We start from the raw sequence: 13,883 nt of genomic DNA, 5'->3' as shown, positions 1-13,883 counted from the left end.
CTCCCATGAGAAAAACAATGCTCATTATTTCTTCGGTTTTTATTGTGGGGTGCGCAAGCACTCCTTCGAGGCAGGAGAATGAACCAGACGCGTATGGAGAATTTCCAAAAAACTATTCAGAAATCGTAAGATCACATTACCGATTCCTCACCGAAGAACCGAATTCAATTCGCTTCAACGTAATACATGTGCCTAGATTATTTTCTATTTTAGACGGACTTCGTCAAGAGAAATATGGATATCTTGTTTGTGCCGATCTGAACCTGAAAAAATCCAACGGAGATTACACGGGACATCACACCGACGGGCTTCTTATAAATAACGGACGCATTGTCCAGTTTATTGAAAGAGGGCGATGGTTTGACAAAAACGTCTGCCAGGAAGCACTGAACAGTTCGCCATGACAAGTAGGTTTATATATGCTTTGTGGCATCAAGAAAAATCGGGCCAATTTTGGCTTATAGGCCATTTTGACGAGCTAAATTGCTCTTAGATTTGTGCCCTTATACGTGGCATCAATGCCTGGGGTACGTTTCGAATATTTCGTTTATGGGCAGCTCTCCGGTACACTGGCCCACAGCCGCACTGCCGGAGAACGCCATGAACACTGCCATCTCCAGCCACCCGCTACCTTCTGCCGCCGAAGCCGCCCTGGCTCGCGAAAGCAGCCGCGTGCTCTCGGCCTACCTGCAAACGCGCAGCGACGCCCAGCAGATCGAGCTGCATGACGACCAAGGCGCCACGCACCCGGTGCGTGTTCCGGTGTCGGCGCTGCGGCTGCTGCTGGACGTGCTCACCGAGATCGGTGCGGGCAACGCGGTAAGCATCATCCCGATCCACGCCGAACTCACCACGCAGGAGGCGGCCGACGCGCTGGGCGTCTCGCGGCCGTACCTCGTGCGGCTGCTGGAGCAGGGCGACATCCCGTTCCACAAGGTCGGCACCCACCGGCGCGTGCGCTACCAGGACCTCATGGCCTACAAGGCCCGCCTCGACGCGCAGCGCCACGAAGCGCTCGATACCCTGGCCGAGGAGGCGCAGCGCCTGGGGCTGGGCCACGACTGAATGGGCTCGCACTTCACCGTCATCTTGCGACGCCTGCGTGCTCTTTCCGGCGCCGCTGCGTGACCTGCTGATGCGCCTGGCGCTCACGGACCTGTACCGCGCGCGCTGGACCGAGCGGATCCACGACGAGTGGACCCGCAACGTCCTGCACCAGCGCCCGGACCTCAAGGCCGAGGACCTGCAGCGCACCCGCTCGCTGATGAACCAGCACGTGCGCGACAGCCTGGTTACCGGCTACGAGCACCTGGTGGCCTCGATCGAGCTGCCGGATCCTGACGACCGGCACGTGGTGGCCGCGGCCATCCAGGGCGGCGCCCACCTGATCGTCACGTTCAACCTGAAGGACTTCCCCGCCCAGCAGCTCCAGCGCTACGGGTTGGTGGCCCAGCACCCGGACGACTTCATCTTCGACCTGCTCGATCTGCAGCCGGCCAAGGTCTGCGAGGCCGCAGCGCGCCACCGGCGCTCGCTGAAAAACCCGCCCAAGACGGTGGACGAGTACCTGGACACGCTGATCAAGCAGCAGCTCCCGCAGACCGTGGGCGCGCTGCGCACTTGGAGGTTGGTCCTTTGAAAACGTTGCCAGACCTGGCCGGGCTGGAAGCCGCGGCACGCGTTGAACGCACGCCCTGCGGGACCGGCACGATGGTGTGGCACCTCTGGGGCAACGGCCTTCCCGTCGTGCTGCTGCACGGTGGCGCGGGCAGTTGGACGCACTGGGCGCGCAATATCGAGGCCCTCGCGAACGCCGGCCGGCAGGTCCTCGTGCCCGACCTGCCGGGCTTCGGTGACTCCGCAAGTCCGCCCGAGGGGCAAGATGCCGATGCCCTGCCGCCGTGGCTGGAAACCGGCCTGTGCCAGTTGGTGGGTAGGGAGTCCATCGACCTCGTCGGGTTCTCCTTCGGCGGCCTCGTGGCCGGGCTGCTGGCTGCCCGGCGCCAGCAACCCGTGCGGCGGCTGATCCTCGTGGGCGCCCCAGCGCTGACGGACCAGCCGATCGCGCGCATTGCACTGCGGGCTTGGCAGGCCGAGCCGCCGGGCCCGGCACGCGATGCCGTGCACCGCCACAACCTCGAGCGCCTGATGCTGGCCCATGCCTCGTCGGTCGATGCGCTGGCGCTGCGCATCCACGACGACAACCTGCAGCGCGACCGGATGCGCCAGCGCCGGCTGCAGGCGACGGATCTGCTGCTGCGTACCCTGCCAACGATTGCCTGCCCAGTGGCCGGTATCTGGGGCGCCGAGGATGCGCTTTACCGAGGTCGGCTGGACGTGGTTGAGCATGCGCTCAGACAGGCGCCAGTGTTTGAGTCGCTGGTGTTCATCCCACACGCCGGGCACTGGGTGCAATTCGAAAATGCCTCTGCGTTCAATGCTGCTCTGGCGATAGCGCTGGGCTCAGAGGCTCTCTGACTGCCGCGCGTCAATCAAGGTGAGCGCCCTCTCCAGATTGACGCGCCACACTCTGACTCCGCGTCGGCGTCAGCAGTTCGCCCTCATTGTGCAGGCACGAGGGAACGGACTGAGTGCACACTTTCCGGGCTGCGGTCGATGAGATTCGTGGTCACCCGAGGGCCAGTTCCGCCCAGGTATCGGTTCGGGGGAGCCGCCACTGCACCTCAACGCCAAGTGCCCTGCGGGTTCCCATCACGCCCTGCAGGTCCTGCCGGGCAAGCTGGCCGGCTTACCTTGCGGGGCAGCTGCTACGCACGACGATCTGCAACAGAAGCCGCCGACAGCGGTAAGCGTTGTGGCTTTGAAACCGAAGCGGATACAGCAGGATAAAAACGGTGTTGATGAAACGCGTACCCGCGGCAAGGTACGCTGCGGCGTGAACACGACCCATCGCGGCGACGACGCTGCCGGCTGGCCGTTCGCCAATGGCGAAATGGCACAGCGCGTGCCTACCCATGACTGGGCCGCGAGCGCGCTCGGGCCGATGCAGCATTGGTCACCGAACCTGCGCACAACCATGCAGCTCATGCTGGTGCAGCCGAATCCGTCCTTGCCGTTGTCGGGCCTGGAGTTCATCCAGATCTACAGCGACCACTACCGTGCAGTGATGGATGCCAAGCCACCTGTAGGCTTGGGGCGGCCAGCGCGTCGGCGCTGGCCCGAGGTCTGGCACATCAAGGCGCCGCTCTACGAGCACGTCTGGCAACGCCAGGCGCTTCAAATCGATGTCGGGCTTTACACGACCACGGGTGCCGACACGTTTGCGGATGCGCGACGCATTCCTGCTGCAAGGAAACCATGAGACTTCGCTGGCATGTGCTGGTGCTCCTGCTGCTCACCATGCTGCCGATGCTGGTGCTTGCGCTGGGGTTGATTTATTGGAACGCACGTATTCAGCGTCAGTCTGTCGAGCGTGGCATGCAGCAAACCGTGGGGGCCATGGCGTATGCGCTGGATCAGGAACTGCGGGTCACGATCGCTGCACTCGCAGCCATGGCCGCCGATACCGACAACAGCAAATCACTGCAGGAGCGTGTTGAGGCCGTACACGGCCAACACCCGGGGTGGGGATCCGTTGTCGTGACGGCGGATAACGGCCGCACCATCATTCCGTTGATCCCGCAAGGACGCATGGTCGCCGCGAGCCGTTCTTGGACGACGGCAGGCGACGTTGCAAGGAGTGGCCAGCCCCGGGTGTCCAACCTCTATCGCAGCATGGTGCTGGATACCGACGCGACGGCGATCCATGTGCCAGCCGGTGGCCCGGAGGCCGCCGCCACGCTCGCCGCTGTAGTACCCAGTGGCCACTGGGTGCGATTCCTCCAGGAGCGTTTGATCCCGGCGGGCTGGGTGGCCGGGATCATCGACCGTGACGGCGTGGTAGTCGCGCGCTCCCGTGCAGCTGAGCAGTTCGTCGGCAAGCCTGCACCGGCGTGGGTTCGCGAAGGCATCCGTACGGCCAATACGGGTCAGCTTGTCGGCCCGGCATTCGAGGGGCAGACGCTGTCGCTGGTGTTTCATCGCTCGACGATCAGCGACTGGACGGTCGCATTCGCTGCGCCGACTGCAGTCTTCGAGCAGCCGATGCGTCAAGCGTTGTGGATCACGGTTGCGGTTGGTATCGCACTCGTGGCCGTGGCCAGCGGATTCGCGCTTCTGTACGCGCGCCGAATCGTGGGTCCCATCGCGGCGCTGTCGCGCTCAGCCACGGCGCTTGGCCGCTTCGAGCGCTTGCCAGAGTTGCCCGATACCGCGGTACTGGAAATCAACCAGCTCTACCGAACCATGGCGAAGGCCGGTGAGGACATGGCCGACGCGGCTGCGGCCCGCTCCCGAGCTGAGGAGGGCGAGCGCCATGCTCGGGAAATGGCCACGGCGGTAGCCCGGCAAGAGGAGCTCGAACTCTCCGCACGTCAGCTCGAGCATGCCAACCTGATGAAGTCCCAGTTCCTGGCCAACATGTCGCACGAGCTGCGCACGCCGCTCAACGCGATGATTGGCCTGACGCACTTGCTGCGCCGTGGCTCGCTGACTGACGAACAGGCACAGCGGCTCGACAAGATCGACATGGCGGGCCGGCATCTGCTGTCGCTGATCAACGACATCCTGGACATCTCCAAGATCGAGGCCGGACAGCTGCAGCTTGAGGACACTGACTTCCACCTCTCGGCCATCCTGGACAACGTGCACTCCATCATTTCCGTCCAGGCACGCGACAAGGGCATCACGATCGAGGTCGATCCCGACGGCGTACCGATCTGGCTGCGAGGGGACCCGACCCGTCTTGGACAGGCGTTGCTCAACTTTGCCGGCAACGCCGTGAAGTTCACTCAGCGAGGCACCATCTCCATACGAGCCATTCTCCTGGGCGAGCACGGCGGCGTGCTGCTGGTGCGCTTTGAGGTCCAGGACAGTGGAATCGGCATTCCTGAGGATCGGATGTACCGTCTGTTCAGGGCGTTCGAGCAAGTCGACGCCTCAACAACAAGGGAATACGGCGGTACCGGCCTCGGGCTGGCAATCACCAAGCGCCTGGCTGCCCTGATGGATGGTGAGGTTGGCGTCAGCAGCACGCCGGGCGTGGGCTCGACGTTTTGGTTCACGGCCCGGTTGCATAGGGGGCACGGCGTGATGCCGGCTGCAGCGCCACGCGGAGCAAGCGATGCCGAGGAAGTGCTGCGCTTGAAGCATGCCGGCCGCCAAGTGCTTCTGGTGGAGGACAACATCGTCAACCGGGAAGTAGCGTTGGAACTGCTGCACAGTGTCGGCCTGGGAGTGGACACGGCAGTCGACGGCCGGGAGGCCGTCGTGAAGGCACGGGAGCATGACTACGACCTGATCCTGATGGATATGCAGATGCCGCACCTCAACGGCATTGACGCTACCCAGCAGATACGGATGCTGCCCGGCTGGGCAGACAAGCCCATCCTCGCTTTGACTGCCAATGCCTTCGTCGAGGACCGCGATGCTTGTATCAGGGCCGGGATGAACGACTTCGTGGTCAAGCCCGTTGAGCCCAACATGCTGTACCGCACCGTTTTGGCCTGGCTGCAGAAGCAGCCGGCGCGGCTTTCCGCTGTCACGCCCACGGATCCGGCTCGCGCCAGCTCGCGTCTTGATGACAATCCAGCCGCGATGCAAGCTGCGCTGGATAGCTTGCCCGGGATGAATGTGGACCGTGGCCTTGCCATCATGCGCGGGGACGTGGAACGTTATTGCCAGCTGCTCCACACGTTTGCGGATCACTTGGAGCGGGATCTGGGCAAGCTGATGTCCAGCTTGGCGTCCGGCGACCTTCAGCAGGCACGGCGCTTGGAGCACTCGATGTCTGGAGCCGCTGGCAGCATCGGCGCTGTCCAACTGCACGAGACGCTGTCACTGCTGGCACAAGCCTTACGAGAAGCGCGCCCGGACGAGGTCATCAAGGAGTCGACGGACAAGCTCGTCGCGGTGCAAGCCGCGTTGGTCGCTGCGATCCGCAAGTTGCCGCGCGAGTAAAGCGCGGGGCAGGCACATGGGGAAATGTCCTTGGAGGAGCAGGTGGCCGAGCGTCCGCTCGACGAGCAGCTTCGCCGCCTCGGCTCGGAACTTCGCCGTGCAGCTCCACTTCTTCTCCATCCTCTTGCCCGGCTACTTTGTGTTGGATGCGGATATCCACACGACTCAGGCTACTTCACCTGCAGCGTCGCTGCGCCCAGCCAGCAGGGCTATTGATCTGAATCAACCAATTCTTGGGGACTTTCTCACGCCGGCGGTTTGCTTTCCGCTGCATGACAAGAATTCAGTACTTTTGACAGACGACACTTCCTTAAACTGATCTTAAGTCTCTGACTTTCAACGATTTTCTCAGGCGAGCCACAAAAAGTCCAAAAAGCCGGAGTATTTGATGTCCGACAACCTGTCTGATGGCGTTGGTACCAAGGCCAGTACGCCGCCAGGCGAGACTCTGACGCCGGGCCAGACTCCAGGAAACCGTACGCGCAAGCTACCGCTGACCCTTGTGCTTCTGGGCCTGGTACTCGCGATCTTGCTGCCGGCGCTGGGATTCGGCGCCTTGGCCGCATGGCAGGCCGTGCAGGCCCAGCAGGCCGCTGCGGAAGGCCGATTGCGCGACACGGTTCATGCGTTGGCCCTGTCCGTGGACCGGGAGATCGGCGCCATGAAGAGCACGATGTCGGCACTGGCCACGTCGCCGCTGCTGGATGATCCCGCCCCAGACCTGAAGCGCTTCGAAACCGAAGTGCGGCGTGTCTCCTCAGTATTGGACACGACGATCGTGGTTCTCGAGGCTGCGGACATGCGGCAACTCATCAACTCCGCATTGCCGCCGGGCCAGCCCCCAGGGGCGTATCCGCTGCGGATTTCCGCGAAGTTGCCCGGACCGGGCGCGATCTCGTCACCAACGTGGTCATTGGCGCCGTGGCAAAGCGCCCGGTGGTCGGCGTCGCCGTGCCCGTCGAGCGCAGCGGCCGCGTCACGCTGGTCTTGGCGGCACGCTTGGCCCCGCAGCGCCTGCAGCAGCTTCTGGCTGCCCAGTCCTTGCCCGCGGGCACCGTGGCCACGATCCACGATGCGGCCGGTACCGTCGTCGCTGTATCGGACGAGGCGCAGCACACGGCACAGGTGGGCAGCAAGGCAGAGGCCGGCATTCTCCAGGCAGTTGCGGGTCATAACCGGCACCATTGGCGCGCGTTGCGCGACGGAGCCGAGCAGGTCTACGGCTACCACGCGATCGCTGCGGCAACGGGCTGGGGTTTGGTGCTGGCCCAGTCGGCGCAAGCCTTCGACTTTGCATGGCGTACTCCCTTGATCGCGCTCGTCACGGGCGGAACGCTGGCAATCGCCATTGGCATCGCGCTGGCCATCCTGGCCGGCCGGGCCATCGTTGCGCCGCTTCGGCTGATTGGCCAGCGTGCACAGGCCGTGGCTCGGTCGGATGCCGCAATCGCCGAGCCACCGCCACCGGTGCGCATTGACGAGCTCGATGGTCTGCGGCTCAGCCTCGAGGATGCAAGCGCCGTGATGCAGCGGCGGGCGGCGTCATTGCAGGAAAGTGAGCAACGCTTTCGCACGCTGTTCAACGCCTCGCCCGTGGCGCTGTTCGTGATCGACCCGTCCAACGACCACATCGTGGACATCAATCAACAGGCCGTCGAGCAGCTGGGCTTCGAGCGTGGAGGACTGGTCGGCCGCCGAGTCCAGGAAGTAGACGTCTTCCTCGATCCGCAATCCCGGCAGAAGGTCCGCACCGCCATGATGGCGGGCCAGTCCGTGGAGTTCGAGTCCCAGCACCGCACCTGCCAAGGCGAAATCCGCGACGTACTCGTGCGAGCGCAGGTGGCACAGCTCGATGGCCGGCCTCTCATCTACTCCAGCGCACTTGACATCACCGACCGCAAGCGGGCCGCGGTAGCGCTGGAGGAAAGCCGGCTGCAACTGGAGCGCTACAACGAAGACCTGGCCCGCGAAGTAGAGGCACGGACCACGGAGCTGCTGCAGCGGCAGCAGGAGCTGGAAATGGCCCGGGACGCGGCCGAGCAGGCCAACCGTTCCAAGAGTGCCTTTTTGGCCAACATGAGCCACGAGATCCGCACGCCGATGAACGCCGTGCTGGGGCTGGTCTACCTGCTGGAGCGGGAAGAGCTGTCCGCCGCCGCGCGCGAGTTGGTGCGCAAGGTCCACAACGCCGGGCGCTCGCTGCTGGGCATCATCAACGACGTCCTGGACTACTCGAAGATCGAGGCCGGCCGCCTGGAGCTCGAAGACGCGCCTTTCGAGCTGGCTGACGTGCTCGACAACCTCTCCACGATCATGGCGGCGACGGCCGGAGCCAAGAACCTGGAGCTGGTGATCCACCCGCCGCCGCCCAGCACCGGGCACCTGCGCGGCGACGCGCTGCGCCTGGAACAGATCCTGGTCAACCTCACCAGCAACGCCATCAAGTTCACAGAGCACGGGCATGTGGACGTGGACATGCGCATCGACGCCGATGACGGGCAGTGGGTCACGCTACGCTTCGTGGTGCGTGATACCGGCATTGGCATCTCGGCGCAGAAGCAGCAGGAAATTTTCGCGCCCTTCTCGCAGGCCGACGCCTCTACCACGCGCCGCTTCGGCGGCACAGGCCTGGGCCTGAGTATCTGCCGCCGGCTGGTGGAGATGATGGGCGGCGAGATCGGCCTGCTCAGTATCCCGGGCAGCGGCAGCGAGTTTTGGTTCACGGTGCGGCTGCAGCGCGAGGCCGCGCCGTCCGCGTCGGTTGTGTACGCTGCCGCCATGGCTGGGCTGGAGGTGCTGATCGCTGACGACAGCCCGGTGGCGCGCGAGGCGCTGCACAAGACGGCCATACACCTGGGCTGGAAGGCCGACGTGGTGGACTCCGGCACGGCGGCCGTGGAGGCGGTGCGGGCGCGGCGGGCACGGCAGGCGACAGCGGATCTGGTGCTGCTGGACTGGCAGATGCCCGACCTGGACGGGCTGGCCGTGGCGCGGGCCATCCGTGAGGGTGGTGACGGGGTGCGCGAGCCGATCGTCGTCATGGTCACGGCCTTCTCGCGCGAGGCGGTGCTGGCGCAGCCGGACAGCCGCCTGGTCGATGCGGTGCTGCCCAAGCCCGTGACCACTTCTTCGCTCTACAACGCCGTCCAGCAGATCTTGCACGGCCGCGGCGAGCTGACGGCACGAGCTGGCACCGGCCAGGCGCCGCTGCAGGGGCTGCATCTGCTGGTCGTGGACGACAGCGAGATCAACCGCGAGGTGGCGCAGGGCATCTTCAGCAGTGAAGGCGCACGGGTTTCGCTGGCCGATGACGGCCAGCAGGCGCTGCGCTGGTTGTTCCAGCACGCCGCCGAGGTGGACATCGTGCTGATGGACGTGCAGATGCCGGTCATGGACGGATATGAAGCCACGCGCGCCATCCGCCGTTCGCCGGCCCTGGCCGGGCTCCCGGTGGTGGCGCTCACCGCTGGCGCCTTCCAGTCCGAGAAGGAGGCAGCACGGGCCACCGGGATGGACGACTTCATCTCCAAGCCCATCAACGTCGCCATGGCCGTGGAAGTGATCCTGCGGCTCACCAGGCGCCCCAATGGGCCGGGTCGGGCCGGTGCGCCGGGTACGCCGCGGGCAACGGTGCCAGCCGGCGGTGCCGGCGATGCCGAGACCGATTTCCCCGGCCTGGACCGCTCACGCGGCGCGCAGATCTGGAACGATCCGGTGCTCTACGCCCGCTGCCTGCGCCTGTTCGAGCAGGAGTACGCCGATTGCATACGCACCCTGGGCATGGCCGATGCCGGCGCGGCCGCCGCGCTGGCGCACAAGCTCAAGGGCGCGGCCGCCACCCTGGCGCTGGACCGCGTGGCGACGGCAGCCGGGGCCGTGGAACAGGGCCTGCTCGCTGGGGAGCTGCCGCTGCATGCCCTGGCCCGCCTGGAATCGGCGCTGGCAGTGACGCTGGATTCAATTCGGCGCTATGCGGAGCAGTCCTTGAGCGGGTGACCTCGCGCGGGTGAGTGGGTATTTCCAAGGAAGCACTGAGCAATTGGATCCAGGCGGCCAAGCGCCAGTGCGATCACGCTCTTGGGTCAGCCGCGATGCCGCCAACGGCGGTCGAGGCCACACGGCTGCGTAAGGAACTGGTCCGCACGGAAATGGAGCGCGACATCGTAAAAGGCTGCTGCGCGTTCAACAGCGATGCGTAACCCGCCGTGCCGGGTTCGAGTGGCCGGCGCACGCGCTGCCGGTAGGCCAGGCACTGGCCGAGCGGCAGCTGCGCAGGCCATGCTTCGGCATGGTGGACGAGGCAGACAGCCTCCTGATCGACGAGGCGCCCACGCCGCTGACCCTTTCCCCGCATAGCGCTACGGAGCCGCTGGCAGCGCGGTCTGGTGAACGCTTCCTGGCAACGTGTTAAGGCATCGACGAAAAGCTCCCGTGCCGCCAGCAGGGTTGACGACATGCCCAGCGCCACCAATGCCGCTGACAGTGAACGGTTGCAGGACACGGTACGCTGAAACATGGCAGGCCTCCGGCTAATAGACCAAGGCATTTACTGCGCCACATGAGCGCCGTGACGACGTTCGCCCGCTACTCCATGGTGAATGCACTGCGCTCTTGATCAGGACCTTTTCGATACCGGCCCTTAGTTCGCCACGGGCTCTGTGTTTCCCGAGAAGAGGTCGGTAACGTTGGTGCCCGGACGTAGGGCGGCTACATCTCGGCGCTGCAGCGGCGGAGTGAACATGCCCAGGATACAAGGCTGGCCACTTGTCCCGGAGCGCTGACACATGTGACGCGCTTCTTGCAAGCCTGGGGGGTTCAATTTCCTGCGCCGGGCCTGTGCCCGTTAGGAGACTCACCGTGAAGCTGATCCTGCCTGTGCTCATCGCAGTTGCGGCCCCAACCGCCATGGCCGCGCTTAGCGCGCGCATCGAGGTCGGCAACATGCAGTTCGAGGTAACGGACCTGACGCCGGACGACAACATCGCGGCCCGCCATGAAGTCTTCGGCATCGTCGGCAGCTACGCCTCCGTGCAGGTCAAGCAGGACGGTGGCTCCGACACGGCGCATGTGCTGGATCAGCGGTCGGTGTCGTTCAGCCTCGACAAGCCCTGGGGCTGGGGCTACAGCGAAGTCACCGCCCCGCCGGACCGATTCCGCGTGGTGGCCGAAGGCACGGCCGGGAAGTCCGGATCGGTGCTGGGCGGCGTGAACGTCCACACCTTTGGCCAGATTGCCTACGTGTTGGGTCCTTACACCGCGGTGACCGTGACCTCGGACTACCTCCTTGAGATGCATGCAGACAAGGTGCTGGGTGCGTCAAGGGATGAAGTGGTCAGTGGCTATCTCTATTCATTCCTGGACACGTTCGAAGCTGCTGCCTATGCCAACCCGGAATTTGGTTCTAACGACGTGAGGCTTTCAGGGCAGCTCTTGGCCACGTTTATGAACGACAGTAATCGTGTGGTCGTTGTCGACCATATCTTCGCCAGCGAGTTCGATGCCCGACCCGCTGCGCTGATTCCTGAGCCGACCACCGGCGGAATGTTCGCGGCCGGGCTGGGGCTGCTTGGACTCTGGACCCAGCGGCGCAAGCGCTGATTGAATTGCCTGCTCCACCCCCAGACGGTCATCGTTGCGCCCTGAACCACGGTGAGTTGCGGTGGCACCTTCCCGCCAGGTCAGACTTTCTGTCGCCTCCATGGAACCAGGATGACGGTGACGTCCGGATGGCCGTGCGCCGGCGTCATGCCGGGGAGAAAGCCGGCAATGTCGATCAGCAGAATTCAGGCAACCAGATCAATGGCACCAGCTGGCGGAAACGGCACGCTCAGGCAAACCGGTCTTTCAGGAAAAGTCCGGGCCCAAGCTGGCGCCGCGGCGGTGAAGCCGGTCACGGCGACGGCCACGGCAAACAGGCGTTGGATCGGGTCCACGCAATGTTAAGCTGCTCCCGAATTTCGTCTTCCAAGGGTCGTTGGGTACCATCGAGACTTGAGGGAAGAGAAGTGGACCGGATTCCGAAGCAGGATTGCACGGCTGAGTTCAAGGAGCAGGCCGTCAAGCGCGCTTAGGAGGCGGGCGTGGGAGTGGCGGTGCCGGCCTTCGCCAGCGCGAGCCCCAGTTCCTCGGAAATACCTGTCCCCAGGTGACCACGGCGATGTCCTGCAGCGTGGCCTTGCGCCGATCGCCGAAGCCTGGCGCCTTGACCGCACAGATCTTGAGCACGCCGCGCATGGTGTTGACCACCAGCGTGGCCAGCGCTTCGGCGTCCACATCCTCGGCAATGACCAGCAGCGGCGAATTGGCCTTGGCGGCAGCCTCCAGAACCGGCACCAGATCCTTCACCAAGTGGCCTTGCCCTCCGAGTGCTTGTGCCGCAGCACGTCGGCGTAGGACGGGGACTCGTGGACGGCATCTAGAGCCGTGCCAACGCCAAAGCCGGTGATCGGCGCGCGTTGGGCCACAGCGCCGCGATTGCGGTGGAAGATTGCAGACCGCGCGAAGACAAGAAGACGCGGGACTGCCCAGCCGTTGCCCGGGGGCAGTACAACGCATCGCTCAACGCCAGGGGCTTCCTGCTGGTGTGGCTGCACCGGGACATGAAGTGGGTGGCACCATCCACTGGCAGGCGAAAGCGCGGCCCCGAGTTCACTGACGCTGCGATCCAGTTTGCTTGATCGTTAAGGCGCTGTTCGGGCTGCCGTTGTGCCAGAAGCTGTGCCGCTCATCTTGGTTGGCCACCATGAAACGATGGCCGCAGCATAAATCCGTGGCGAGATGGCGGAACCTGTCCCTCCGCCAGACTTATGCAAAGAAGTTGTAGGGGCTGCATATTTCAATTACCGGCGCGTCTTTTGATAAACATCAAAAATTTGCCCATCAATCGTTTTTGGGTTGCAGAGCCATGATGTCCAGGAGACGTGTCATTGAAGTCACTAATCCACTTTCTTTGGCCTAAAGAAAAAACTTCATCGACTAGACTTGAATTGCTCATGTAGAGCGCGCAAAGTTCAGCGTGAACGGTCTCCTAGAAACCGCTGTAAAGCATCCAAGCCAACGAGGCCTATTCCCGTTGGGGTTGATGCTTTTATTTACGTCAATGCTCGATCCAGCCATGCGGCTGACCAAATACTTGGTCCAGCCATCGGTTGTTCGAGTGGGGTTCATCGCCATTTTGAAGATTCCTGAAAACAGGAGTGCTGGTCACGGCTGATTCAGGTTGCCCGTTGCCTGTTTAATTCCCGTATCAACGCCAGGGAGTTTCCCATTTGCGAGGAGATTGCAATGGCTCAACAACATAGGCGGTCTTTCATGGCGCTGGCGGCGGCGCTGCCTGCAGCAGGCGCTGGGTTGCTGCCCGGAATCGCTGGTGCGCAAGTGCCTGAGCACGATCGGCCCTCAATCAGGAATTGGGTGCAGACGCCCGCCTCGGGCATAGGCGACGTCACGGTCGGCTACGAAGGCAGGGTTTGGGTGGCAGGTCGCAACGGCACGATCTGGTACACGGATAACGGCGTGAACTTCACGCAGGTCGACGCCTCCGGCTTCGAGCGGGTGGCCGCCGGACCTGATGGCGCGCTGTGGGCTGTCGGGTTCAATGGCACCTTGTGGGTGTACCGCAACGGCAAGTGGACCGATACCGGTGCCAGCGGCATGGGCGACGTGGCGGTCGGCCCTGACGGCACGGTCTGGCTCGCCGGCCGCAACGGCACGATCTGGTACTACCGCAACGGCAACTTCACTCAGGTCGCGGCCAGCGGTTTTGCCCGGGTCGCGGTGGCCCTGGACGGTACGGTGTTCGCCGTTGGCTTCAACGGCACGTTATGGCGCTACTACAACGGCTCGTGGACCCGGATCTGGCGTGC

11 protein-coding genes and 2 pseudogenes are annotated in these 13,883 nt (G+C 64.0%); 10 read left to right on the top strand and 3 right to left on the bottom strand.

Translation table 11 applies throughout. From position 1 onward, the window contains the following. From H537_RS53095 to H537_RS53090, 7 genes and pseudogenes are all read left to right on the top strand, one after another. Window positions 1-404 (top strand): hypothetical protein (locus H537_RS53095; protein ID WP_211235030.1); only part of this gene is annotated, 404 nt, incomplete at its 5' end. Window positions 405-600: 196 nt separating this feature from the next. Beyond that, window positions 601-1,065: a helix-turn-helix domain-containing protein gene (locus H537_RS0117975; RefSeq protein ID WP_028998961.1), complete on the top strand. Its 465-nt coding sequence runs from the start codon at window positions 601-603 to the stop codon at window positions 1,063-1,065. Continuing rightward, window positions 1,066-1,639: pseudogene (locus H537_RS43950) on the top strand (VapC50 family PIN domain-containing toxin). It abuts the gene before it with no gap. Continuing rightward, the gene (locus tag H537_RS0117965) at window positions 1,636-2,478 is read left to right on the top strand and encodes an alpha/beta fold hydrolase (protein ID WP_238446718.1); all 843 of its coding nucleotides are present in this window, start codon (window positions 1,636-1,638) and stop codon (window positions 2,476-2,478) included. The pseudogene H537_RS43950 and the gene H537_RS0117965 overlap by 4 nt, the downstream one beginning before the upstream one ends. Window positions 2,479-2,815: 337 nt before the next feature. Next, the gene (locus H537_RS0117960; protein ID WP_156901808.1) at window positions 2,816-3,322 is read left to right on the top strand and encodes a hypothetical protein; all 507 of its coding nucleotides are present in this window, start codon (window positions 2,816-2,818) and stop codon (window positions 3,320-3,322) included. Further along, complete coding sequence (locus tag H537_RS49445; RefSeq protein ID WP_084150784.1) at window positions 3,319-6,018, top strand: hybrid sensor histidine kinase/response regulator; 2,700 nt, start codon at window positions 3,319-3,321, stop codon at window positions 6,016-6,018. Before H537_RS0117960 ends, H537_RS49445 begins: the two co-directional genes overlap by 4 nt. A gap of 97 nt (window positions 6,019-6,115) precedes the next feature. Then, window positions 6,116-6,337: a hypothetical protein gene (locus H537_RS53090; RefSeq protein WP_156901807.1), complete on the top strand. Its 222-nt coding sequence runs from the start codon at window positions 6,116-6,118 to the stop codon at window positions 6,335-6,337. 302 nt (window positions 6,338-6,639) lie between these two features. Here H537_RS53090 and H537_RS53085 read toward each other — a convergent pair whose 3' ends face one another. Next, window positions 6,640-7,191 (bottom strand): hypothetical protein, encoded by a 552-nt coding sequence (locus tag H537_RS53085; protein ID WP_156901806.1) that lies wholly within the window; start codon window positions 7,189-7,191, stop codon window positions 6,640-6,642. A 21-nt stretch (window positions 7,192-7,212) separates the two neighbouring features. Between H537_RS53085 and H537_RS49440 the strand changes: the two genes are divergently transcribed. After that, window positions 7,213-10,014 (top strand): hybrid sensor histidine kinase/response regulator, encoded by a 2,802-nt coding sequence (locus H537_RS49440; protein WP_156901805.1) that lies wholly within the window; start codon window positions 7,213-7,215, stop codon window positions 10,012-10,014. 73 nt (window positions 10,015-10,087) lie between these two features. On the opposite strand, the gene H537_RS57055 is transcribed toward H537_RS49440, so the two are convergent. Next, window positions 10,088-10,534: a hypothetical protein gene (locus tag H537_RS57055; RefSeq protein WP_238446717.1), complete on the bottom strand. Its 447-nt coding sequence runs from the start codon at window positions 10,532-10,534 to the stop codon at window positions 10,088-10,090. A 341-nt stretch (window positions 10,535-10,875) separates the two neighbouring features. Here H537_RS57055 and H537_RS0117935 point away from each other — a divergent pair, with 341 nt between their 5' ends. Further along, window positions 10,876-11,616, top strand: coding sequence for a PEP-CTERM sorting domain-containing protein (locus H537_RS0117935; protein ID WP_028998957.1), 741 nt, complete (start codon window positions 10,876-10,878; stop codon window positions 11,614-11,616). Window positions 11,617-12,115: 499 nt separating this feature from the next. Here H537_RS0117935 and groEL read toward each other — a convergent pair. Next, window positions 12,116-12,363, bottom strand: a pseudogene (gene groEL, locus H537_RS0117930) (chaperonin GroEL); the annotation flags it as partial. A 939-nt stretch (window positions 12,364-13,302) separates the two neighbouring features. On the opposite strand from groEL, the gene H537_RS0117925 reads away from it, so the two are divergent. Further along, a partial coding sequence (locus H537_RS0117925) for a tectonin domain-containing protein (RefSeq protein ID WP_211235029.1) occupies window positions 13,303-13,883 on the top strand: 581 nt, incomplete at its 3' end.

The organism is Azohydromonas australica DSM 1124, from assembly GCF_000430725.1.
Classification (GTDB): Bacteria; Pseudomonadota; Gammaproteobacteria; order Burkholderiales; family Burkholderiaceae_C; genus Azohydromonas; species Azohydromonas australica.
This window is presented reverse-complemented; position numbering and strand designations above follow the sequence as displayed.